Genomic DNA, 24,402 nt, shown 5'->3' on the forward strand with positions numbered 1-24,402 from the left:
AACATCGATGAAAAAGTAAAACTTGTTCGTGAAATTTCAGAAAAAATAGGCGGCAAAGACTTTTACATTGGCACTTCATGCTCGCTTCTACATGTGCCATACACTCTAAAATATGAAGAGAATTTAAACCCTGAGATCAAAAGTTGGCTAATGGAGACAAATTCTTCTTTAAAAGATATTAGCTCAAATGATAAGAAAGAGTTAAGCATTGCTGTAATAGAGCTTTATTTGCAAAATTATGCTGATAAGTGGAGCCAAATTTTAAGAGAAATAGAGCCAAATGAATTTACCACAAAAAAAGAGGTCATAGAAGAGCTTGATATCTTATCAAAAAGAGAAAATCCTTTAAATTCTTTAATAAAATTAACTAATCAAAATACAAATTTAAATGATGAGAATTTACTAAAATATATCTACTCTTTAGGATTTGCTTCAAGTGAGATAAAGCGTGTTTTTAGTGATTTTAGTGCTAAATTTACTAACTATCATGCGTTAAATTCTAATGACTTGCTAGATATTATAAGCAATGATGTAACAAGCGTTTATAAAAAAGTTAGTGACTATAACTTCGAAATGCTTCAAAGCAACGATGATAAAATAGTTTATGCAATAAATGGTATAAAAAATGAAAACGACCCATTTATTGTCTTAAATAATGATGCCAAGAAGCTTCCGGATGAGTTAAATGAATATTATCAAAAGTTATCGACACTTGCATGGAAACAAGTAGAAAATGGCGCTTCAGCGCTTTTATCAACAGCATATAGAGATGATGTCTTTGATGATTTTGAAAGTCTTATCAAGCCATTTTATCCATTTAATGAACAATCTCCAAAGGCTGTTAGCATAGAAGAATTTAAAAGATTCTTTGGCAAAAACGGAACTTGGAATAGCTTTTATGATAGATATCTAAAACAAATCTTAAGTAAAACCGCTGATGGTTATAAAATAAGACCAAAATACGCAAAAGAGCTAAGATTTAGCAGAGATTTCCTTAAAAATATTGCCTATATAGACAGAATTTCAAATTTAATGCTTGATTCAAATGATGAGCTAAAATTAAATTATAATTTAAAAGCTGTCGACTTATCGGCAAATTTTAGCCATATAAATATTAGTTATTCTAATAACTCTTTGACTTATGATCATACAATTGCCTCAAATTTGATAGTTTCAAGCAAAAATTTTGATATATCAACGCAGTTTAAATTCAATGCAGTTTCAAGCACTGGAAGTGAGAGAAAAGAGCTAAGTTTTGATGGAGAATGGGGCTGGTATAAGATATTAAAGGCTTCAAATTTTAGTAGTGTTGGCGTTAGTACACTTAATTTTGATGGTAGAAGAGATTCGTATTTTGGCTTTGAAGTAACACCAAATGGAGGAGAGCTTTTAGAGCTTATGGATATCATACCAACGATAAATTTACCAAAGAAGATGCTTTATTAAGGATAAAATATGCAACAAATAGCAGCAGTTATACAAAATTACGATAAAGCGTCAAGCTTTTCAGCTCAATTTATCATTTTTGATGAAAATGGTGGTGATATAGGCTCGTTAGATACTACAAAATTTTCTTGTAATGATATGAGCGATTCAATCGCACCAAAACACGCTCATATTGGATTTGAAGAGGGGGTTTTTACAATTTGTGGCTATAAAGATTGTGAAATTTTTTATAGTGATTCATATTCAAAGCTTCCAGATGACTATGAGAGCGTCATAAATTTGGGCGATGTCTTTAGGATAGGGGAGTTAAAATTTATATTTATAGACCCTTCTAGGATTGATGAATATATAGGAAAAGCCCATAAGATAATAGAAAATACAAAAAATTTTGACAAGCTTGATGATAAACGTTTTGAACCAGTTGGTAAAATTTCAAATGTTGATTTTAAGGAAGAGCCAAAGATAAACTCATTAATAAATGATAAAAAAGATATCACTTTAAATGAAAATACGCACGATGCAGTTTTAAATTTAAATGAGATAGCTCAAAATTTTGATGAAGAAGAAAATGCAAATAGTCAAAATATGCTGACTGCAAAAAGCATGGATGAGCTTTTAGCAAAGATAGTTGAGAGTATAAAATTGCAACCAAATATGAGCCCTATAAGTGAGCAGACTAGGACTTTAAATACAAAAGATATGGAAACAATCATGAAAACTCTTCCTCTTAGTGATTCGACAGAACTAATAAATACTGTTTTGGTTAAGCTTATATGCAAAGAGCTGTATAGCCAAATGTATGATATAGTCGAGAATAACTCATTTTTTAAATATCTTTCAGGAGCCGTACTAAAAAGCACTAAGGAAGATAAGGAAGCGTTTAATTATCTATTGCATAAAGCTCTTCAAAGCTATATGTTAAAAAAGTAATGTTTTTAATAAAACAGAAAGTAAATAAAAGATAGAATAATCCAAACTTTTTAATAGGAGTAAATATGTCACAACCAGTGTATATTAAAGTGAAAGGTTCTACACAAGGACTTATTTCAAGTGGTGCTTCAACAGAAGCTAGTATAGGTAATCGCTATCAGTCAGGTCACGAAGATGAGATCATGGCTCAAGAGGTTTCTCATATAGTAACAGTTCCAACTGATCCACAAAGTGGCCAACCATCAGGCCAAAGAGTCCATAAGCCATTTAGTTTTACTACATCACTAAATAAAGCTGTTCCACTTCTTTACAATGCTTTAACACAAGGTGAAAGGCTTCCAGAGGTTGAGATCTATTGGTATAGAACATCAACTAGTGGTGGTGCGGAGCATTTCTTTACTACAAAACTAGAAGATGCAACTATAACAGATATTACTCTAGTAAGTCCAAATGCTCAAGACAAGCTAAATAGCGACAAAACAGAGCTTTTCAAAGTTTCAATGAACTATAGAAAGATAGTTTGGGAACATGTAGCTGCAGGTACAAGCGGAAGTGATGACTGGAGAGAAGCTACTAAAAAAGCTTAAAACCAACCTAGGGTTTACCCCTAGGGTTAATAAAATCATCTTCTAGCTTGAAGGACACAGATGAACCATTTTTATCTTTATCTTTTAAATTAACATGTTATGTGAAATGCGATATGAAACACCTAGTTATAATCATATTTCTCATAACATCTTTATATTCACACGAAGCAAATTGTACGGATATGTTCGCTGCTATATTTGATAAAAATGTAAGTGATGAAAATACCGCTAAAATCATAGATTACTATATAGACAAGTTTAATTGTGATGCGAATATAACTTTTAAAAGTAATGAACTTAGATATGAGCCAAATTTATTAGGAATCGCCTTTTTAATGAAAAAATTTAAGACTTTTGATGACCTTTTAGATAAAGGCACAAAGCCAAATGGTAGATTAGCTTTTTCTATGGGATCAGAATTTTTATTCTTTTTTCAAGATAATGGAGTTGGACTTGAGAGTAAAATACCTAGCAAGGAGCTACTAGAATTTATAAAAACTCAAAAATATAAAGAATTTAAAGAAGAGAAATTTAAATTAATTAAAAAGCAACTACAATACGGACAAGACCCTAAAGACTACAAATATTTAAAATACATTTTGAAACTCATAAATGATGAAAAAGATTTAGATAATTTATTAAAGAATGGAACTCGAAAGGAATTAGCGCAATGAAGCAATTAGCAATAATTATATTTCTCATAACATCTTTATATTCACACGAAGCAAATTGTACGGATATGTTTGGGCTCATTTTTAATAAAAATTTAAGTGACACTGAAACGGCTAAGTATATAAAATACTACATAGATGATCTCGAATGCGATGCTAATGCTAGCGTAAAATTAAATAATTTAACGATTAGATCGAATTTATTGGAATTTGCTTACGATGCAAATAAAACAAAAACTTTTGATACTCTTTTGTTAAAAGGAACATCAGCTAATGCTAGTTTAGCAACGTCCATAGGCATGAGCTTTGCATTTTTCTTTAGGGAAAATGGTGTCGGTATAGACAATAAAAAAGCTAGCCCTGAGCTACTTAAATTTATAAAAACTCAAAAATATAAAGAATTTAAAGACGATAAATTTAGGCTAATTAAAAAGCTTTTATTGCACGGACAAGACCCAAAAGACTATGAGGTTTTAAAGGTTATTTTGAAAATTATAAATGATGAAAAAGATTTAGAGAAATTATTAAATGGCGGAAATAAATAGTGGATTTCTTTAACGTGAATAAAAAAAAGCTAGATGTAAAAAGTAATAATTCAGAAATAAAGAATTACGAAAAACAAGATACATTTACAAAATCTAGTGAAGTCATTGATGGCACTGGTAAGACTTTTGGTGTATTGGGTTGCAAAACATGTGAAGCAGTTGCTGAAGTAGCAAAAACTGGAATAGATAACCAAAAAGAAAAAATTTACAATGAATACAAAGAAGCAAAAAGAGGTGGAATAGAAGAAAGTGTAAAAACTATGCGTAATTTCACCGACACCGATATTGAAATGTTTGAAAAGGCATTACAACAAGAAGAAGAAAACGAAAAAAGATTGAAAGAGCAACAAATGGACAAAAATTTAACATCACCAACATCATCACTAACCAAGCCTGTCATGCTAGCATCTAGCAATTCAGTGGCAACAGACGGCTTTGTGGACTACGGCGTATCTAACGATACCTTCTCAACTCTTCAGATAGCAAACGAGTCAAACGATAAATTTATCGTTACACGTGCAGATATTTATGAAAATTTAGAAAGTGTATTTAGCATAGAGTGCTTTGCCTATATAAATTTGGTGAAAAACCCGCTTTATGAAAATTTAGACACCATCTACAATAACGATAAAAGTTACTCAAGCATATATAAATATCTTGATAAAAGTATAAAGCTAAGTATAAAAAGGCCATCTTCAACAAATAAAAACATCGTTCCAGATGGTAGCTCAAACGATATGCACTTTAGTGGAATAGTAAGCGATGTAGAGTATCTTGGCGTAGATGATGAGACTAGTACAAATATAGATAAAAAATACTTCTTCAAATTCAAGCTAACTTCGCCACTATATAGACTAAGCATAAATAGAGCAAATAGAATTTATACAGACCAGAGCATTTTAGAAGTAGTAAAAGATATTTTGGCTTTTAATAAGCAAAGGCTAACCAAAGAGCTAGACTTCTCAAATATCAAAAATAACTACAATAAAAGAGAATTTATAGCCCAGTACAATGAGAGTGATCTATCTTTCATAACAAGGCTTTGCCATGATAGTGGTATATATTTTTACGAAGATAATGAAAAAATTTATTTTCATGATACATTTATACTAGCTTATAGCAATCAAAATGAAAATTTTACTTCAAGTGATACAAGCAGTGGCAAGGAAGCTAGAAAAGTAAGCTTTAATGTAAATTTGAATAATAATCTAGCAACCGAGCATATAAATAAAATAACAAAGAGCGAGACGCTAAAGGCAAATAGCTTTACGCACTCTTTTCAAAATACAGCTTATCCAAATGTGTTAGAGAGTAAAAATGAAAAGATATTTGACGAGCAGGTAAATATCTATGACAAGCATATAAATTTAGATGAGTATTCATTTAGTGATACTAGCTTGCTTGAAGTTAGCACCTACCTTAAAAAACTAAGAAGCGATATGCTTTTAAAAGAATTTACCGCTAGCTCAAATGTATTTGCACTAAATTTAAATGATAATATCTCGGTAGCTATTGATGCTAGCAAGGGTGAATATGAGTTTAAAATAATAGCTTTAAAGCATACTTATATTGATGAGAGCGTTTTAGAAAATACTTTAAATTTAGGCGATAATGTCCCATTTAAAGATAAAAAATTTATAAGCTCATACACAAACGAGATAAGCATCATTCCAAGTAGTGTGAAATTTATCCCAAGCTACAAGCAAAAGCCAAAAGCACCAGACATCACGCTAGGTCTTGTGGTCGGCCAAGATGGACTAAACAGCCAAAATAACACGATCCATACTGATAGCTATGGTAGGGTAAAGGTGAGGTTAAATGCTTTTAGTACGCAAGAGATAATCGATAAAGACGACGCTATCAGCGCAAGCTATCACAAGAGTGCTTATCTAAGAGTGATAACGCCTATTGCTAGCAATAGCTCAGGATTTTTTGCCATACCAAGGATCGGCGATGAGGTTATCATCTCGTTTTTACAAAACGATATAGACAACCCAGTAGTAAGTGGTAGCCTATATAATGCTTCAAATACGCCACTTGTAAATGTAGATAGTAACTATCACCAAACATCTCTTAGCTCAAAGACAATCGGTGCAAATGAGACCGGTATAAACGAGATCACTTTATCAAATTTAAAAAATAAAGAGCAAATTTATGTAAAAGCAGAAAAGGACTATGACGAGCTTGTAAATAACGACTTTTCTCAAACAATACTAAACGACAAAAGCTCACAAGTGCATGGAAGTTATACTGAACGAGTAAAAAAAGCCCACATTCAGACGATAGATCTAGCAAAAAATGTAAATGTCGGAGGCGAGTATCTAACAACAGTTGGACTTTCAAAAGATACAGTAGTTGGTGTCTCAAATACGCTAAATGTAGCTGTTGATAACAATACAAGAGTAGGTCAAGATAGTCATGAATTTGTAGGACATGATAAATTTGTAGAAGTAAAATCAAATCTTAATACGACCATACATAATGATGAGATGAAAGAGGTAAAAGGCACAAAAGAGCAAAATATAGATGGTGGCTATAAGCTAAATTCACAAAAAGGCATAAATGAATTTAGTAACGAGCATATTGTGCTTCAGGCAAATAGCTACATTGATATAAATGCTAAGTCAAATTTCACAACAAAAACAGCTGCCCAGCACACTGAGATTGCTGATTCAAAATTTAGCAATATAGAGACGACTTATGAGGTAAATGCCAAAGATAAGATAATCCATCAAGTAGGTAGCACAAAAGTAACGATAGAGGGATCAAGTGTCGTGATAGAAGTAGCTGGCGTAAAGGCGATATTTGATAGTAGAGGGCTAAGAGTTATCGGTGGAGATATAAAGGCTTTATAAGATTATGTTTAAAGACTTGCTTTGTTGGCAAGTCTTTAAATTTTTTAAATAAAATCAATTTCTACTAAAACTAATGCTAAGAATTTTACAAGCAAAGGTAATTTTTAGGGCTACAATAAAATATTGTTACACAAAAATTTTTCAACATTGTACCCCAGTACAATAGACAAGCCCTTCTAAAATTTATATAATTCATTCAAAATTTCAATATACTATAAACAATAAGGAGAACATGATGGCTAAAGAAGCCGGAGTAGTTAAAAGCGTAAATGGAGGAATAGCAAGAGCACTTAATGACTTAACAGGAGAGGTAAGACAATTAAGTGTAGGAGATATTGTATACCAAGGTGAAAAGATAGTTACAGAGGGTTCTAACTCTAAAGTAACAATAACTCAAACTGATGGTAAAGATATAACTTTAATAGGTAAAGATACTCTAACTCTAGATCAAGACTCTAACAATAACGAAACAGTAGCTGATATCTCAGCTTTACAACAAGCCATCTTAAAAGGAACAGATCTTAATGCTCTAGAAGAAACTGCTGCAGGTGGTCCACAAGCAGGTGGTAATGGTGGAGATGGCGTAAGCTTATCTTCTACTAGCTTTGCAGAAGGAGGCCACATTAGTAACATCAATGCTAATGTAGGAAGCATAGATGCTTTAGCTCTAGCAGCAGGTGGAGATAATAGCTTTGGTGTAAGTGGAGGAAGTGCTGTTGGGGCTGGAGCAATAGAACCTACTTTACCAGCAGGAAGTATAAAAATTCCATTGTCAGCGTATCTAAACGAAAATATAAACGACGGATTCGTTTTTCATATGCGAAGTCTAGTAAATGATATGTCTAATGCCGGATCTACTTTGAATGGATATAGTATAGTTAGATGGATAGACGGTAGGGATTATCTAGTCCCTAACGCTGGAGTAAATACATTTACCTTTCAAGACGGCTGGTTTAAAAGTAACGACGGCAAGCTAGCTATTGGTCAAGATAATGCTAAAGACTTGGTGCTAACAAGTAGTGCTAATTCAGCAAATCATACTGGAGATGTGGCCAAAATAGTAAACCCTTCAAGCGATCTTAGCGTATTTGGCGGAGATAATGGAAGCAAGATTACTTCAGATGGTGCTAATATAGATACTAAAATTTATAGCAGCGTAAAGGGCGACGAGATCAATATAACTTCTGACGTAACAGGTACCGGTACATATGAAATAGATCCGTTTACTCACGAATACATAGGCGGTCAATCTTATATAAGCACCGGTTCAAGTTCGGACAACTTAAATATAGCTCCCGGTGTCACTTTAACTAATACCATAATAAATATGGGTGCTGGAAGCGAAACCGTAAATTTAAAAGGAACCGCTACGGATAAGATTAATTTTAAGGGATCTATCTTGATGACCGGCGCCGATAACGATGTAATAAATATCGAAAACGCTTCGTTTGACGTAACCGATGAGAGAGTTAGTGTAATAGACGGCGGAAGCGGTAATGATACTATAAACGTAAATTCCGGAGCCGAGCTAAAAAAAGGTACCATGATCAAAAGCGGAAGCGGCAATGACACTATAAACGTAAATTCTGGAGCTAATATTCACGGTACCCGACATGAAGGGGCTCTTATACATATGGGTAAGTCTGCTAGTCCTTTAGATAAAGGAGAACAAGGTAATACTTCTGAGCTAAATGTGAAAAACGGAGCATTTATGTCTAATGCTAAAATAGAAGTGGTAGCCAAAGAAAATACGATAAATTTTGAAAAAGGAGCTACTACTACTGGTGTTAACATCATAGCGGAAGATGTTGGTACAAAAAGTACGATCAATATTAAGACCGATCTAAAAAAATCGGTGGAAGGTAGGAGATCTAGTATTAGCACCGGAGCCGGAGACGACATCGTAAATGTGAGTGATAAAGCTGAGCTAACCAGTGTAAGAATGAATTTAGGAGAGGGCCTAAATAAAGTAACTATAGACGATGCTACTATGAACGGTGGTAGTATAGAAAACGGTAATGGCGGCAACGAAATAACATTAACCAATAATGCGGTATTTAGTGATGCTTATATAAGCACTGGAGATGGCGTCGACCAAGTCAATGTATACGATGGGGCATTGTTAAATTTTGCGGAAGTAAATACCGGCGGAGGCAACGACATAATAAGATTTGAGCATTTAACCACAAACCCGCTTCAAGGTTACAGCTACTCTGCAGCAACGCAAACTGAGATAAATATGGGCGACGGTGAGGATACCGTAGTGCTAACTGGCATGGGTAATAGTGGCAACTATGCGGGCAGAGTATCAGACTTCCAACAAGTAAATATAAATATGGGTGACGGAGATACTAAGCATGTGCAGATAAACAGAGGAAAAGTAGAAACTACTAATATAACTACTGGTAGCAAAGACGATAGGATAGAAATACAAGACGATTCTTTAATGGAGGGTAGAAACAATATAGAAACCGGTGCGGGCGTAGACGAAGTATACATTACGGATTCTAAGCTTAACGGTACCGCTAGTGCAAAAACAAAGATAGATACCGGTGTGGATGGCGACCACGTAGTTATCAGAAATTCTACTTTAAAGCATGCGGAGATTAACACAGGTACTGGAGTAGATACTGTGGATATCGAAGATGAAGTAACGCTTGATGGTACTATAAATACTGGTGCAGATGATGACGAAGTAAATATCAAGGGCAATATAACTGCAGCTACCCAGGCAAACATCAAAACTGGTGCCGGTTCTGATACTATAAATATAGATAGCGGAGTAACACTCACTCACACTGTTATAGAAATGGGCGCTGGAGAGGATACTATCGAGATTAGCGGTATGGATAGGAGTGAAAATAGTACTGATCGTATAACATTTAAGGGATCTACTTTGTATACCGATGATGCAGGATACACTGCTAATGATATAGATCATGTAACGATATCAAATACAACTTTCATGAAAAGCGATGACGGTAGATTATCTAGCGTACAGACTGGCGGTGGAAATGATGAAATCACTATAAAAGATGGAACTATATTCCAAGACTTGTCTTCTATATCTGCTGGAAATGGTATAGATACTATAAATCTAGAAAGCGGAGCTAAATTTAATCAAGCTAATGTATATGCAGATGCTGGCGACGATATAATAAATGTTAACGGAGCAGAATTTAAAGGAGAAAATGCAGGTAATCATAATGCCGGCATACATGGCGGAGACGGCAATGATAAAATTTTTGTCAACTCTGGAAAATTTGATAATGCTAGAATAGAGGGCGATGCCGGTAATGACACGATCCATATCAAAGCTGGAGCTAGATTTGAAAATTCTTCTATATATGGTGATGATATCCTAAATCAAAAAACCGGTAACGATACTATCATAGTAGAAAAAGGTGCAACGCTAATTAATACGACTATCAACGGTGGGGCTGGATATGATACATTAAAGATTGCTGATGATAGTGTAAACCTTACTAAAGTTACAAACATAGAGAAACTAGATTTAACTGAGGGCGATCACAATATGACTCTAACAGCTAAAGACGTTTTAGATATGACCGATAGCAACAATAGGCTAAGAATAGATGGCGATAGAGGCGATAATCTTGGTCTTGCAAGTAAGGGTTGGGTTGAAGATACTAGTGCCAACATTACTGGTTATAAAGTCTATACTAACACAGATGGTGTACATACTGTAACTCTAGAAGTTCAAGACCAAGTACACGTATTTTAATATTTAGCTAACTAATCCCAAAGGAATTTTCCTTTGGGATATTTTTTATCTCACTAAAATTTATAATTGCTCTAGATTTAAAACCAAAATAAGATCAAGAAATAAATCTATCAAGCCAAAAGAGCTGCTAAGATAGTGCTGTTAGAGACAAGTTTTATAAAAATTCGGAGATAAATAAAAGCCAAGTGATTTAAAATTTAGCGAGCAAGAGCTTTTTAACCCACACTCACTATAAAATTTCTATTTTTCCTCTGGGTCTAGGCCATTTAGGATATAGTTAAATTCATTGTTATTTAGATCGTAGTGCAAAAATTCTTTATAAAATTTCTTTGTTTCAGTAGCTATGTCGATATCTTTAAAGATTTCAGGATGTAAGGTCTTAGTCGCCCATAAAATTTGCAAAGCTCCCTCGGCTCCGTATCTATCCCAGCTAAAAACACCTGCTGGATTTACGAAGACTTTTTTGTTTTTTACAGCATTTGTACCAGTATAGACTTTGTTTTAATATATCTTTTCTATAGCGTCTGGCGATTTGGCTCTGCCTATGATGATAACGTCTGGATTTATATTTGGTATCTCTTCCGCATTGATTTCTAGCATATTACCCTTTGCTTGTACTGCATTTATGCCACCTGCGACACTTATCCACTCATCGATTATTGTATTTGAGCCATCTACTTTGAATAAATTTTACCCTCTGCTATGTGAAGCACTTTTGGTCTATCTGGCGTAGCGATCTTATCCGTTTTACTTAGCGCTTTTTTAAGATTACCGTCAAAATACTCGTTAAATTTCTCCGCTATCTTTGGCGCGTTGCCGCCTATGACCTCGGCCATTATAGATACGCTTCTTTTCATATCCGCATGATTCGTAAATGACGGATAAAGCACGGTAAAGCCGTTTTTGGTTAGCTCTTCTTTGTTCTTTTTATCGGCGGCTATGACGATGTCCGGGCTTAGTTTGATTAGCTCTTCTACCTGTAAGTCTTTGCCGTTTACGCCGTTTGGAATGCTTGAAATTCTAGGATAAATGTGCGCAAACTATTTGTTGTTTTTGATAAGATCGGTGGTTGCTACTATCTTGTCTGCGCCGCCTAGCATTAATATGATTTGATTGTTCGCATACCAAAGCGTAGCGATCTTTTCTACATTTACAGGGACTTTGACGATGTCGCCAGACATATCTTTGACATTTTTAAACTCAGCTGTATTAAGTAAAAGGCTTGCAAACAGCACCACTAAAGCCATGAAAAATTTTTTCATTTTTTCTCCTTATGTTAAATATATATTTTTATATATAAGTGCTAATGCTATATATTATTGCCTTAATAAACAATATCTTTACAATATAAATTTCTAATTTAGAACTTTAAAATTTATGAGTGAGTGTGAATTTTTATCTATTATTGATAGATTAAATTTGTAGTAAGGGCTCCCCTTCTTGCACTGGGCAAAAAAGGGAGGAAAGAGAGATTACTTCTCAAAAGCTTTTTGCAAGCTAAATGGAAATGCTTGATAGCCCATAGCATTTGTCATCTTTATCTCGATACTTGGCTCTTTTGCGCCCCACTCAAACTCATCGATGTGCGGGCTTGGAAGTCCTACTGGGCGACCTTTTGCGATGTCAAACTGCATGCCAGCAACGGCTGAGTAGACCATCACGCTATCAAGGTCATCTTGATACTGCGTAAGGCTAGTAACAGAGCTATACCACTCTTTGCCACGCTCTTTGCCGTACTCCCAAATTTGCTCAACGGTCTTTTTCTTTTCATCTATTTTATAAACGACTGCGCGAGAGTATTTCATGCCAGCGATGGCTGGTTGCTCCATGCCCCTTGTGTCGCCGTTATCAAAGACGCTTAGATAAATTTCGCCTTTTTTAGACTTGCTATCTATCCTAAATGCAGTGTGTTGCGTCCATTGCCAGTCAAAGCCACCTTTGTCGCTCTCGTATCCTGGGCATTTTGAGTATTCATCTTCGCAGACTATTTTATTGCCTTTGCTATCAACTGGCTGAAGGAGTTTATCTTTAAATTTATCGCTCCAACCTTTGTGAGCGCCCATGATCCATTTTACTTGTTTATCGCGGCCGATCTTGATGACTGCATCTTGGTGGCGGCTTGAGATGATGATACTATCATCGCTTGGGTCATAATCCACGCTATTTACGTGCGCCCAGTTACGTCCTGGACCTGCTCCAACGATATCGCCCCATTTATCGTGCGTATCCATAGACTGAAGCTCATCAGAGCTTGCTGTGTGGCCTGCTTTTTTAGCGTCTATGTTTAAGCAAACTGCGCCTTGATCAAGCGTTTTTAGCACAATATCGCGGTAAGGATCAAGAATTTCATATAGTCTAAAGTCATCAACTACGTTGCCATCTCTGTCAAGCTCAACGATCACATCGCGCACCGTTCTTACATTTTTGCCATCAGCCCTTTTGTAGTCAGCGTTTGCCACGCGCAAGAAGTAGTGTCCGTTTTGTGCTACGTCCATCGAGTGAGAGAAGTCGTTGTAGCTAGCTGGTAGCTCGCGGTTGAAAATTTCTCTACCCATGATGTCGTATTTTGCATATCTTTGGCCGTAACCCCAAGTCATCGCGCCGTCGTCATTTTGCTTAAAGCCCATCATAACGCCAGCGTGAAATGGCTGTTTAAGATCATAAATTTTACTTGGCTCAAGGTACCATCTAACCTCGCCTTTTGTATCAAGGATGAAGTTATTTGGGCTGTAGTTCCACTCGATCGCACCGCCAGCTGGGTTGTTCCAAACGACTTTTGTGCCCTTGCCTGTTTTATTTACAAAGTTATTTACATAGTAGAGACGGTTTGCAAATTTAGCACTTGCTGGCTTAGTAACCTCGATCTTGTCAAATAGCGCACCCTTTTGATTTGGCGTACCAGCGCTCTCTAGATAGATAGCTGGAGCGTAAATTTTATAGCTCTCTTTTATGTGTTCAGTCTTGCCTTTATAGCTCTTGTCGTACTCGACTTCAACAGTGTTTTGATAGTCAGGGTACATGCCAAAAACTGGGATGCCGCCATGTGTGCGAAGATGCTTATCAGCCACTTTGTAGCTTATCACCTGACCGCCTTGTTTTGGTACGATGGTTACTTTTGCATTGCTTAGTGTGTAGCCGCCATTTTTGATGACTGCTGTAAGTGGGGCAGTGTCGTACGGATTTACCACTACTTCGCCTATTTGCCCAGTGATAGCATAGTCTAGTTTGGCCCCGCTTGGACCGCCTATCGCAAAAGCGCTTGAGTAAATCACAGAAGCTAGCGCAACACAACTCAAAGTCTTTTTCATAACATCTCCTTTGGATAAATTTTATAAACTCTACTCATAAAGCTTATAAAATTTAGAAAAAGCCTTGGAACGCCCAAGGCTTAAAATAGGTAAAAGGAGTAATAAAAAATATTGCGTCCTTCGTAATTGTAATAAAACCTTATAACATAAAAATCACGATAAACTTTATAATGGCTTAAAACCTAAATTTATATTAAAAATTTTTGCCTTTTTGGACCTTAAGCTAGCATTTACGCTTTAGCACTTATAATCAGCCCCAAACAATGGAGTAAAACTTATGACACTAACTTACAATGCAAAGAAAATTTATGAAATTTGGTTTGGTTCAAAAAGTGAGCTTGAAGAGAGCAATGCTAGCTTTTTAGAGGATTATTTAAATTTTTTAGGCGATATTAGTGAAGTGATAAATATTGATGAAAAAACAAGACTTTCGGTTATCATCGCCTCTCTTTGCGTGAGTAAAGGCGCAAAAAGCTCATTTAAAAGCTTCGTTAGGGCCGCTTTAAATGTAGGCATATCAGCAAAAGAGATAAGAGAAATTTTATATCAAGCAGTGCCTTATGCTGGGCTTGGCAAGGTAGAAGATTATATATTTTTAGCTGATGAAATTTTTAATGAGCGCTATATAGAGCTTGACAATATGCCCAAAAAATCAAGAGAAGGTAGGGGTGAGCGAGGCCTTGAGATACAAAGAAAACTCTTCCCAGCGGTTGATAAATTTATCGCATCAATGCCAAATGATCAAAAACATATAATGGAGTTTTTATCACAAAACTGCTTTGGCGATTTTTATGCAAGAGATGGACTTAGCTTAGAGCTTAGGGAGCTTTTAACATTTGTCTATATCACGACTCTTGGCTTTGCAAAGCCACAGCTTTTAGGGCACATTGCTGCAAATTTTGGTATCGGCAACGATAGAGCTAAACTAATAAGCGTTGTTACGACACTTATACCATTTATAGGCTATCCAAGTGCTTTAAATGCATTATCAGCAATAAATGAGATAAGTTCTAGTAAAAATTAAATTTTTAATCAATGCGATATCTTATAAATTTCAGCAAAAATTTATTCTAGCGTTAAATTTGCGGTTGAGCTTGGTTGTAGAATAACTCAAAATAAATCATCTAAAGGAGATTATCATGAGTTTTCTATCTAAATTTAGCAAGGCTATCTTTGCCGTTGCAGTTGCTGGAGCGATTAGTGCAAGTGCATTTAGCGAGGGCGAGGACTACGTCAAGCTTGAAAAGCCACTAAGCGCGGGACAAAATACTCTAGTTAAAATTTTTAGCTATGCTTGCCCATTTTGCTACAAGTACGACAAGAGTGTCACTCCAAAGGTAGTTGAGAAAATTACTGGACTAAAATACGAGCCATTTCACCTAAAGACAAAGGGCGATTATGGCGAGGTTGCGAGCAAGGTCTTTGCTGTGCTTATCGTTATGGACGAGGCAAAAGGGGTTAGCTTATTTGATGAAAATTCGCTATTTAAAAAGGCTAAATTTGCCTACTACAAGGCTTATCACGATAAAAAAGAGCGCTGGAGCGATGGCAAAGACGCTGAGGGCTTTTTAAAGACTGGACTTGATGCTGCTGGTGTTAGCAAGGCTGATTATGAAAAAGAGCTAGCTAATCCAAAAGTGACTGAGCTACTTAAAAAGTGGGATGAGAGCTATGACGTGGCTAAAATTCAAGGCGTACCAGCATTTGTCGTAAATGGCAAATATCTCATCATGACAAAATCAATCAGCTCGCTTGACGGCATGGCAGCACTCATTGAAGAGCTTCTTAAAAAATAAGGCGCCACATGAGCTTTTTTAAAAAAATGGCTAAATTTCAAGACTCACGCATCTCTTGGGCGGTGCTAGTCTTTGTAAGCGTTGCGCTTGTCGTTATCGCACACTCGCTCTTTCAAAACTACGCTTATATGCCTCCTTGCGAGCAGTGCGTCTATATACGTTTTGCATTTTTATGTATGGCGCTTGGCGGCGTGATCGCTATGATAAACCCAAAAAATTTACTCTTTGCTCTAGTTGGCTACGTCTTTGCCTTTTGGGGAGCGGTGCAGGGCATAATGTATAGCGTAAAGCTAGCTAAAATCCACGATGCAGTGCATGGCGATGATCCTTTTGGCGTGCAGGGCTGCTCTACTGAGCCGCACTATCCATTTGGTTTGCCGCTTGAGAAGTGGGCACCTGACTGGTTTATGCCAACGGGAGACTGCGGATATGACAGCCCTATGGTGCCTGATGGTGCGGTGCTAAGTGACTTGCAAAAGAGCATAGTTGATCTTTATGCGGACGGCTGGTATCTTGTGCCATCAACTAAATTTATGTCGATGGCTGATTGCACGCTGCTTGGATTTGGTGTTTGTTTTGTAGTGCTTGCACTTATGCTCGTTTCAAAGCTTTTATCCTTTTTAAAATGAATTTAGTTAGCCCAAATTTGGGCTAACTTAGGATATACTGCACGCATGGGTATTAATTTAAAATCACAAAATATTAAAATCTACGCCATCATCTTGCTTGCTAGCCTTTTTGTAATACTTCTTGGGCTAAATATTTACAGCAATGCCAAAGAGAAAATCATAGAACTATCTGATGAAAATAACATAGCAGTTAGCAAAAATATCGTAAATAACTTTCAAATTTGGCTTGATGAACGTATAAATTCACTCATTCGTGCGTCAAAATTTATACAAAATGCAGGCATCGTAGATGACGATGAAAAGATAGCTGGCTTTATAAAGCTCTTTAAGCAAAACGCGAAAGAATTTGATCTAATGCAGCTTTTAAGGGATGATGGAGAAATTTTTGTAGATGGAGAGAAAATTTTAGAAGAAGTTATGCCAAAAAGTGAAAGAGCAGGGCTTATCTGGTATGTGGAGACAAAAAATACAAATGCCCCAAGTGTAAATTTCATGCAAAAACATAAAATTTTAAAAGGCTCAACTCTAAATTTATGCGTTCCAGTCACAAAACAAGCGAAATTTAAAGCAGCGCTTTGTGGCGTCGTGCGTATAGAAAATATCTTTAACAGCATTAAAAATTTTAGCCTTGCGCCAAATTCTTACTCATTTTTGGTGACTCATAGCGGTGAAATTTTAACATCGATACCTGATCTTGCTTTAAAAAAAGAGATCGAGGAGAAATTTAAAGAGTTGTTTTTAAAAGACGAAGACATTACAAGCTTAAAAATAGGACAAAATTTAATCCAAGTAGCTGAGATACCAACGATAAATTGGTTCATAGGAGCTGGCACAAATAATGAAGAGGAAATTTCAGCTTTAACAAAATATGCTTTAAAAAATGCTCTAAGCTTGCTCTTTGCCTTCGTTGCGCTCACATTTTTGGCAAATATTCTTCATAATTTTATGTATAACAAGATAAAAAAGATACAAGATGAGTATGAAACATTGTTAACTCATAGAGCCAAAATGAGTGAGGCTGGCGAGCTAATAAGTGGTATAAATCATCAATTCATTCAGCCAGTAAATTCGCTAAAACTAATGCTAAGCTCGTGCATAATGTTAAAAAAAGAAGGTAAATTAAGCGATGAGGAGCTAATAAATTTACTTGAAAAAGGGCAAAGCTCGGTCAAACTTCTTTCAAGTACTATTGAAATTTTTAGAAATTTTTACAAAAGTGCTGAAAATGTGAGCGAATTTGAGATACAAACAAGCGTTAAAAATCTAATAACTCTTATGCACACAGAGCTAAGCCGTGCAAATGTTAGTGTAAAATTTAGTGGTTTTAATGAACAAAAAGTTCGTCAGATAGAAAATATAATCCAACAAATTTTACTAATCCTAATACACAACGCAAAAGACTCACTTGTTGAAAGCTACAAAGATGAGCCACTAAAACGTATCATCGAGATAAAATTTAGAAGCTTTGAAGATAAATGCTACATCGGAGTTTATGACAATGGGAATGGCGTAAGCGAGCAAATGAGCGAGAAAATTTTTACTTGGCTAAATACCACCAAAAAGCAAGGAAATGGCATAGGACTTTATTTTGCTAAAAAGCTAGCGCAAGAAAAGCTAAATGGTGACGTAAGACTCGTAAATAACGCAAAGCCAACGGTGTTTGAGCTAAGTTTTGATATAAATTTAAAGGACTAAAATGCAAGAAGTCTTAGAAATTTTAAAAAAGACGTCCGTCTTGGTAGTTGAAGATGACGATATGGCAAGAGAGCTTATTATTAGCGGACTTAAACCTTATTGCGAACAGGTAATTGGTGCTTGCAATGGACAAGATGGCGTGGAGAAATTTAAAAAGCAAGGCTTTGATATTGTGATGAGTGATATTCACATGCCAGTGCTTAATGGCTTCGAGATGATGAATGAGATGAAGCACACAAAGCCACACCAAAAATTTATCGTCTTTACCTCTTATGATAGCGATGAAAATTTGATAAAAAGCATGGAGGAAGGAGCGATGCTCTTTTTAAAAAAGCCTATTGACATGAAGGATCTTAGAGCAATGCTTATTAGTTTAAGTTTTGAACGAGATGAAAAGCTAGTTTATTTAAGCGATGAGGTGAGTATAAATTTAAAAAGAGAGAAAATTTATAAAAACGGTATTGAAATTTATCTTAGCTTTTTGCAAAATAAGATATTTTGGCTCTTTGCTTATAATCTAAATAAGCTAGTTACTTATGAGATGATAGAAGAATTTGTCTATGAGAGCGATGTTAGCAAGGCGGCTATCCAAAATGTGATACTTCGTCTAAAGCGTGAGCTTGGTGTGAAATTTAAAAATATTAGCGAGAGTGGATATATTTTAATCACAAAATCTGAATGATTTAGAATCATCGCTACCTTGTACCATAGTACAATATACAAAAGTAATTAAATATACTAAAATACCGACAAATAAAAATAAGGAATAAAGATGGCAGCAGTAGCTGGTATAGTTAAAAGTGTTTCATCTGATGTTATAGCGATAGACCAAAATGATCATGTAAGAGTTTTAGACGTAAATGATAAAGTATATATCGGAGAGGCTATAAAGGGCGAGAGCGAAAGTTCAAGCATTACAATCACTGCAAATGATGGACAAGATATATCAATAAACGGATACGATACTCTTTGGCTAGATAGTAGCGTAGTAAGCGATGATATTGGCGAGTCTAGTATAGATACTGATGCATTGTTTAAAGCACTTCTTGGCAATGATTATGTTTCGATTTTAGATCATATAAATGAAAAAGTAGATGATATTCTTAGCGCAACCAATTTAGAGCAAGAAGAGCTAAATGATGAGGCTAGCGTAAGTATTAGTTTTAATGAAATAGATCCAAATTTAATAAATGAGTATGGATTAAGAGAAGATAATCTTTTAGCTAAAATAAACGAACATAAAGAGAGTGATAAGCAGATAGATCCTAGCTTTGAGCATACAAATCTTAACGCAACTACGATATATATAGATATCGATAACGACTTAAATAAACTTTCATAAATTTGAGCTTTTTGCTCAAATTTCTTCTGTTTTAAAAAACTCAAATTTATCTAATATCCTCTATAATAAGCCAAAAATTTTAAAGGAAAACGATGAAAAAAATTCTAATCATCGCAGGCTCTTGTAATAGTGGCACAGCTGGACTTCAAGCAGATATAAAAACATGTGCTAGGCTTAATTGTTATAGTGCAACAGCGGTAACTTCTTTGGTCGCTGAGACTACGGATGCTGTAAAGAGTGTAGTTTGCTTAGAGCCTAGTTTTATCAAAGATCAGCTAAATACGCTTGCGGAAGAATTTAGCTTTGATGCGATTAAAATAGGTATGTTATTTAGTGAAGAGATTATGGAAGTGGTGCGTGAGTTTTTGCTAACTCAAAGCACAAAAGTAGTGCTTGATCCAGTTTGCGTCTCAAAAAGCGGACACAAGCTTATAAAAGATAGTGCGGTGGCAAAACTAAAAGAGCTAATGAGCTTAGCAACGGTAACTACTCCAAATTTAGATGAGGCAAATGTGCTTTTTGGTGATGATTATAAAGATTTGCCTTGTGACGTCATCGTAAAGAAACATATTAGCGAAGATAGCAGTATAGACACACTTTATAAAAAAGATGGTTCGCTAAGAAATTTTAAGACCCCACTTGTTAATCCGCTTGTAATGAGTGGGACTGGTTGTAGCTTCTCAACTGCACTTGCTTGTTTTTTAGCAAAGGGCAAGAGCTTAGAGGAGTCTATACAACTTTCAAAAGAGTATATTTGCTCTATCATAAAAGAGAGCATCGATACAAAACTTGGCAAAAATCGCCTACTTTGGCATGGAGCGAAGTAAAATTTATCCCTCTGATCTTTGCACGGCAGCTGAGTGAGTGATGATGTCGTGCAGATTTAGTTTATCTTTTCTAAAGAAACAAAGGCAAAGTCCAAGTATGCTAAAGCCAGCAAAGGCAAAGCAAATTTGGCGCAAGATGGTGTGAAAAAAGCTTAGTTTTCTACCGGTTTTTAGGTTTATTAGATAAATTTCTTGTGCTTTGTAGCCTGGAGTTTGTGCTTTTATGCTAAAAAAAAAGCACATTATAAGTGAGATCAAACTATTTGCACCAAAAATAGCAATTTGGTTATGCAAAAATGCCTCTTTGCCATCAAGCACAAGATATGTTGTCGCATAAAATATTGGCATACCGATGATAAAAAGATCGATGATAAGTGCCTTTACTCTAGCCCAAACAGGTGCGATTTTTACCTTTTGTTTTGCCAACTCAATTTCCTGTATTTATGTAGATACGGCTAAATTTCTCCCAGTCGTATAGATAGACTAGGCTGTCGCTCTTGCCATTATCATGTGTGACGCAGAGCATCGTAGAGCCGCGTGAGACCTTGCACCAGTGATTATAGAGATCAAGTTTTTTGATATCGCTTTCTAGTACACCAAAACAGCCTATATATTCATAAATGCTAAGATCAAAAAAGCTCTTGTTTTCGGTTTTTAGTAAGCGTTTTTTGCTATTTTCTTGCATTAAACTAGCTCTACGCCTTTGCCATTTACTACTTCACCGATCACGTAGCCATCGCTGCTAGCTAGGACAGTATCAACGTTGTCTTTAGGCACAACTAATATCATGCCAACGCCCATGTTAAAAGTCCTCATCATCTCGCTTTCTTCTACTTTTTGAGCGATTATTTTAAAAATTTCAGGCGTTTTTATAACGCTTTTTTGTACCTTTGCACCAAGTCCAGCAGGGAAGACGCGAGGCAAGTTTTCAACTATGCCACCACCTGTTATATGCGCCATTGCCGTGATCTTATCTTTTAATCTTAAAAAGTCGCTCACATAAATTCTTGTTGGTTCAAGAAGCACATCGATGAGTTTGCGCTCATCTACTTTTTCATCAAATTTTAGTCCAAGCTCGCTAACAACTTTTCTTGCTAGTGAAAAGCCATTTGAGTGCAGTCCGCTACTTGGAAGTGCGATTAGAACATCACCTGCTTTTACAAATTTGCTCCTATCGATCTCGCCAGCCTCAGCGATACCAACGGCGAATCCAGCAAGATCGAAGTCGCCTTTTTCATACATCGATGGCATCTCCGCTGTCTCACCGCCAATAAGTGCGCATTGTGCCTTTTTGCAGCCATCTGCGATGCTTTTTACCACCTCTTTGGCACTCTCTATCTCAAGCTTTGCAGTCGCGTAGTAATCAAGGAAAAAGAGTGGTGTGGCGAAGTTGCAGATGAGATCATTTACACACATTGCGACTAGATCCTCGCCTACGCCGTCAAATTTCTTAGCGTCGATAGCTAGACGAAGCTTTGTGCCAACGCCATCAGTCGCTCCCAAAATGGCTGGATTTTTATACCCGCTTGGTAGTCTGACCGCTCCCGAAAATGATCCTATGCCACCTATAACGTTTGGTGTTTGTGTAGATTTTACGAAAGGCTTTATCACCTCAACAAAGCTATTTCCAGCATCTATATCCACTCCAGCATCTTTATAGCTTATCATCTTTGCCCTTTTTTGTAATTTTCTAAAACTTTAGCCAAAAGTTGCTAAAATTGTCATCAATTTTCAAAAATGGAGTGAGTTTGCAGAAATTTCCAAACGCTTATGTCATTACAGGCTCTATTGCTAGCGGTAAAAGCACGGCTATAAATTTGCTAAAAGAACGAGGCTTTAGTGTGATTGATGCGGATATGATTGCTCATGAACAGCTTGAAATTTGTAAATGTGAGATAGTTGAATTTTTTGGCGAGCAAATTTTAGATGAGACTGGCAAGATCGATCGTCAAAAACTTAGTGCCATTGTCTTTAATGATCCAAAAAAATTAAAAATTTTAGAGCAAATTTTGCATCCAAAGATAAAAGAAGAAATTCTATCTCGCGCTACGAAGCTTGAGTGCTTGGGGCAGGTTTATTTTGTCGATATTCCTTTGTTTTTTGAAAAAGAGGATCGCTACGCTGAGTTTAAAAATGTAGCCGTGATTTACGCACCAAAAGAGCTTTTGCTAAGCCGCCTAATGAGCCGAAACGGTCTAGAACTAGAAGAAGCAAAAGTAAGAGTGGAGCTTCAGATGGATATCGAGCAAAAGCGAAAAAAAGCAAATTTCATCATAGATAATAGTGGCGATAAAGAAAATTTAGAGCAAGAACTAGAGAAATTTCTAAGGCAAATTTGTGGCTGAGTTTATACAAATTTGGTAAAAATAAGTAGAGTAATTTTAAAGGAAAAATAATGCAAGTTTCAAAGTACAACGCTAGTGGCAACGATTTTGTCATATTTCATACATTTTTGAGCAAAGATAGAAGCGAGCTAGCAATGAAAATTTGCAGCAGGACTAACGGCGTGGGAGCTGACGGGCTAATAGTACTTTTGCCTTACGAAAAGGGCGTGAAATGGGAGTTTTACAACAGCGACGGAAGCTACGCTGCGATGTGTGGCAATGGCTCGCGCGCGGCTGCTAGATATGCCTATCTAAATGGTCTTGTTATTTCAAACGAATTTGCTCTGCTAACTGGTAGTGGCGAGGTTATGGCAAGCGTGAAAGACGAGTGTGTCGAGGTCGTGCTAACAAGCCCAAAAATTTTAAGTGAGCCACTAAATGAAGGCGGCAAAACTTGGTATTTTTACGATACAGGCGTGCCTCACCTTGTAAATTTCACACAAAATTTAGAGGAATTTGATGTCAAAGAGTGCAGGGCACTTCGTCAAAAATACAATGCAAATGTAAATTTAGCCAAATTTGAGGGCGAAGTTTTAAAGGTGAGAACCTACGAAAGGGGCGTAGAAGATGAGACGCTAGCTTGTGGCACTGGCATGGCGGCTTGCTTTTACGGCGCTACTTTAAATTTAAACGCAGCGCAATGCCTAAAAGTCTATCCAAAAAGTGGCGAGGAGCTTGGACTTAGACTTGAAAACGGCAAAATTTTGTTTAGTGGAGCGGTGAAACACTGCTTTGATACGAGTATCGAAATTTAGCTTTTAGAGCGAGTTTCTAACACTTGCTTCGAGTTAGTCAGAGCAAGCAAATTTTCAAATTTATATCACTAAATTTGTGCTCAAGAGCTGAGCTAAATTTATAGTGGTATTAATTTAAAATTTGAATACAAAATAACTAAGTTAAAATCTCGAAAAATAAATTTTAATAAAAATTTGAATAGAAATTTAAAAAAAAGAAGATCTCCGCCGAAGCGGAGAAAAGGTGTTATTTCAAAGCATCTTTTGCTTGTTTTGCAAGTGCCGCAAATGCCTTCGCGTCATTCATAGCTAGATCAGCTAAAATTTTTCTATCAAGTTCGATCTTGGCTTTGTTTAAGCCGTTGATAAATCTTGAATAGCTAATGTCGTTTAGTCTGCAAGCTGCATTGATACGAACGATCCATAAACGTCTGAAATCACGTTTTTTCTGGCGTCTGTCGCGGTATGCATAAACTAAACTTCTCTCTAGTTGCTCTTTAGCTTTTCTAAAGTGTTTGTGTCTAGCACTGAAAAAGCCACGTGCTAGCTTTAAAACTTTCTTATGGCGTCTTCTTCTAACTACGCCTGTTTTTACTCTTGCCATATTTATCCTTTTACAAATTGGCGCTCACGAAGTGAGTCTTGCCCCTAAATTTGGGGGAGTTTGAATGACTTTTTTGTCAAAAACTTAAATCTACGCTGCTTATACGCCGAGCATTTTGCGAACGGCTGAGACATTTGTGCTATCCACGTAGTGTGGGCCACGAAGGTCTCTCATACGCTTACTAGGTTTTTTTGTTAAGATATGGCTTCTAAAAGCAGAGCCTCTTTTTATCTTATTTTTACCTACTTTAAAGCGCTTAGCAGCACCGCGAACGGTTTTCATCTTTGGCATGCTAATCCTTTTT

25 protein-coding genes and 1 pseudogene are annotated in these 24,402 nt (G+C 36.2%); 17 read left to right on the forward strand and 9 right to left on the reverse strand.

Features of this window, described 5'->3' with window-relative positions; translation table 11 throughout:
- The 8 genes and pseudogenes from FZ949_RS05260 to FZ949_RS05290 all read left to right on the forward strand — a co-directional run.
- Positions 1-1,446, forward strand: a 1,446-nt coding sequence (locus tag FZ949_RS05260) for an ImcF-related family protein (RefSeq protein ID WP_316246162.1), incomplete at its 5' end; no start/stop codon positions are given.
- A gap of 9 nt (positions 1,447-1,455) precedes the next feature.
- On the forward strand, positions 1,456-2,376 hold the full coding sequence (locus FZ949_RS05265) for a hypothetical protein (RefSeq protein WP_103580063.1): 921 nt from the start codon (positions 1,456-1,458) through the stop codon (positions 2,374-2,376).
- 65 nt (positions 2,377-2,441) lie between these two features.
- Positions 2,442-2,963, forward strand: coding sequence for an Hcp family type VI secretion system effector (locus tag FZ949_RS05270; RefSeq protein ID WP_054195925.1), 522 nt, complete (start codon positions 2,442-2,444; stop codon positions 2,961-2,963).
- A gap of 182 nt (positions 2,964-3,145) precedes the next feature.
- Positions 3,146-3,637, forward strand: coding sequence for a hypothetical protein (locus tag FZ949_RS05275; RefSeq protein WP_148790211.1), 492 nt, complete (start codon positions 3,146-3,148; stop codon positions 3,635-3,637).
- Positions 3,634-4,179: a hypothetical protein gene (locus FZ949_RS05280; protein ID WP_262367782.1), complete on the forward strand. Its 546-nt coding sequence runs from the start codon at positions 3,634-3,636 to the stop codon at positions 4,177-4,179. Before FZ949_RS05275 ends, FZ949_RS05280 begins: the two co-directional genes overlap by 4 nt.
- Positions 4,179-7,034, forward strand: coding sequence for a type VI secretion system Vgr family protein (locus FZ949_RS05285; RefSeq protein WP_187424715.1), 2,856 nt, complete (start codon positions 4,179-4,181; stop codon positions 7,032-7,034). The genes FZ949_RS05280 and FZ949_RS05285 overlap by 1 nt, the downstream gene beginning before the upstream one ends.
- 235 nt (positions 7,035-7,269) lie before the next feature.
- Positions 7,270-7,605, forward strand: a pseudogene (locus tag FZ949_RS09770) (retention module-containing protein); the annotation flags it as partial.
- A gap of 198 nt (positions 7,606-7,803) precedes the next feature.
- Positions 7,804-10,779, forward strand: coding sequence for a beta strand repeat-containing protein (locus FZ949_RS05290; RefSeq protein ID WP_262367783.1), 2,976 nt, complete (start codon positions 7,804-7,806; stop codon positions 10,777-10,779).
- A gap of 240 nt (positions 10,780-11,019) precedes the next feature.
- Here FZ949_RS05290 and FZ949_RS09575 read toward each other — a convergent pair whose 3' ends face one another.
- The 4 genes from FZ949_RS09575 to FZ949_RS05300 all read right to left on the reverse strand — a co-directional run bounded on the left by FZ949_RS09575 (position 11,020) and on the right by FZ949_RS05300 (position 14,087).
- A complete protein-coding gene (locus tag FZ949_RS09575) occupies positions 11,020-11,181 on the reverse strand; it encodes a hypothetical protein (protein WP_258033400.1) in 162 nt (53 codons plus the stop codon).
- A gap of 272 nt (positions 11,182-11,453) precedes the next feature.
- Complete coding sequence (locus tag FZ949_RS09580; protein WP_258033401.1) at positions 11,454-11,636, reverse strand: hypothetical protein; 183 nt, start codon at positions 11,634-11,636, stop codon at positions 11,454-11,456.
- 183 nt (positions 11,637-11,819) lie between these two features.
- Complete coding sequence (locus tag FZ949_RS09585) at positions 11,820-12,041, reverse strand: hypothetical protein (protein WP_258033402.1); 222 nt, start codon at positions 12,039-12,041, stop codon at positions 11,820-11,822.
- A gap of 210 nt (positions 12,042-12,251) precedes the next feature.
- A complete protein-coding gene (locus FZ949_RS05300) occupies positions 12,252-14,087 on the reverse strand; it encodes an aryl-sulfate sulfotransferase (protein WP_103580066.1) in 1,836 nt (611 codons plus the stop codon).
- A 277-nt stretch (positions 14,088-14,364) separates the two neighbouring features.
- Between FZ949_RS05300 and FZ949_RS05305 the strand changes: the two genes are divergently transcribed.
- The 7 genes from FZ949_RS05305 (at position 14,365) to FZ949_RS05335 (ending at position 20,376) form a co-directional block, all read left to right on the forward strand.
- Positions 14,365-15,111 carry a carboxymuconolactone decarboxylase family protein gene (locus FZ949_RS05305; protein WP_103583501.1) on the forward strand — a complete coding sequence of 249 codons (747 nt, stop codon included), beginning with the start codon at positions 14,365-14,367 and terminating at the stop codon, positions 15,109-15,111.
- A gap of 115 nt (positions 15,112-15,226) precedes the next feature.
- Positions 15,227-15,883, forward strand: coding sequence for a thiol:disulfide interchange protein DsbA/DsbL (locus FZ949_RS05310; protein ID WP_107793784.1), 657 nt, complete (start codon positions 15,227-15,229; stop codon positions 15,881-15,883).
- An 8-nt stretch (positions 15,884-15,891) separates the two neighbouring features.
- Complete coding sequence (gene dsbI / locus FZ949_RS05315; RefSeq protein WP_148790212.1) at positions 15,892-16,512, forward strand: protein-disulfide oxidoreductase DsbI; 621 nt, start codon at positions 15,892-15,894, stop codon at positions 16,510-16,512.
- A 45-nt stretch (positions 16,513-16,557) separates the two neighbouring features.
- Positions 16,558-18,207 carry a sensor histidine kinase gene (locus FZ949_RS05320; protein WP_148790213.1) on the forward strand — a complete coding sequence of 550 codons (1,650 nt, stop codon included), beginning with the start codon at positions 16,558-16,560 and terminating at the stop codon, positions 18,205-18,207.
- Position 18,208: 1 nt separating this feature from the next.
- Positions 18,209-18,889 (forward strand): response regulator transcription factor, encoded by a 681-nt coding sequence (locus FZ949_RS05325; RefSeq protein WP_148790214.1) that lies wholly within the window; start codon positions 18,209-18,211, stop codon positions 18,887-18,889.
- A 90-nt stretch (positions 18,890-18,979) separates the two neighbouring features.
- Positions 18,980-19,549 (forward strand): hypothetical protein, encoded by a 570-nt coding sequence (locus FZ949_RS05330; RefSeq protein WP_148790215.1) that lies wholly within the window; start codon positions 18,980-18,982, stop codon positions 19,547-19,549.
- Between the two features lie 92 nt (positions 19,550-19,641).
- On the forward strand, positions 19,642-20,376 hold the full coding sequence (locus tag FZ949_RS05335; protein ID WP_148790216.1) for a hydroxymethylpyrimidine/phosphomethylpyrimidine kinase: 735 nt from the start codon (positions 19,642-19,644) through the stop codon (positions 20,374-20,376).
- 3 nt (positions 20,377-20,379) lie between these two features.
- Here FZ949_RS05335 and FZ949_RS05340 read toward each other — a convergent pair whose 3' ends face one another.
- Genes FZ949_RS05340 through purM form a run of 3 tightly spaced genes read right to left on the reverse strand, consistent with a single transcriptional unit; the run spans position 20,380 to position 22,044 of the window.
- The gene (locus FZ949_RS05340; protein WP_107953721.1) at positions 20,380-20,802 is read right to left on the reverse strand and encodes an RDD family protein; all 423 of its coding nucleotides are present in this window, start codon (positions 20,800-20,802) and stop codon (positions 20,380-20,382) included.
- 1 nt (position 20,803) lies between these two features.
- The gene (locus FZ949_RS05345; protein ID WP_107953719.1) at positions 20,804-21,061 is read right to left on the reverse strand and encodes a hypothetical protein; all 258 of its coding nucleotides are present in this window, start codon (positions 21,059-21,061) and stop codon (positions 20,804-20,806) included.
- Positions 21,061-22,044: a phosphoribosylformylglycinamidine cyclo-ligase gene (purM, locus tag FZ949_RS05350; protein WP_148790217.1), complete on the reverse strand. Its 984-nt coding sequence runs from the start codon at positions 22,042-22,044 to the stop codon at positions 21,061-21,063. Before purM ends, FZ949_RS05345 begins: the two co-directional genes overlap by 1 nt.
- Before the next feature lie 80 nt (positions 22,045-22,124).
- Between purM and coaE the strand changes: the two genes are divergently transcribed.
- Both coaE and dapF read left to right on the forward strand, forming a co-directional pair.
- The gene (gene coaE, locus FZ949_RS05355) at positions 22,125-22,721 is read left to right on the forward strand and encodes a dephospho-CoA kinase (RefSeq protein WP_107953715.1); all 597 of its coding nucleotides are present in this window, start codon (positions 22,125-22,127) and stop codon (positions 22,719-22,721) included.
- Positions 22,722-22,771: 50 nt separating this feature from the next.
- A complete protein-coding gene (dapF, locus tag FZ949_RS05360; RefSeq protein WP_107953713.1) occupies positions 22,772-23,515 on the forward strand; it encodes a diaminopimelate epimerase in 744 nt (247 codons plus the stop codon).
- Between the two features lie 226 nt (positions 23,516-23,741).
- Here the strand turns inward: dapF and rplT are convergent, their stop codons facing one another.
- Together rplT and rpmI are read right to left on the reverse strand one after the other, a co-directional pair.
- Positions 23,742-24,098, reverse strand: a complete 357-nt coding sequence (rplT, locus tag FZ949_RS05365) for a 50S ribosomal protein L20 (protein WP_004317321.1) — start codon at positions 24,096-24,098, stop codon at positions 23,742-23,744.
- Between the two features lie 99 nt (positions 24,099-24,197).
- Positions 24,198-24,389, reverse strand: coding sequence for a 50S ribosomal protein L35 (gene rpmI, locus FZ949_RS05370; RefSeq protein WP_054195943.1), 192 nt, complete (start codon positions 24,387-24,389; stop codon positions 24,198-24,200).
- Positions 24,390-24,402: the final 13 nt, after the last annotated feature.

It is taken from the genome of Campylobacter concisus (genome assembly GCF_902460545.1).
Taxonomy (GTDB): domain Bacteria; phylum Campylobacterota; class Campylobacteria; order Campylobacterales; family Campylobacteraceae; genus Campylobacter_A; species Campylobacter_A concisus_AE.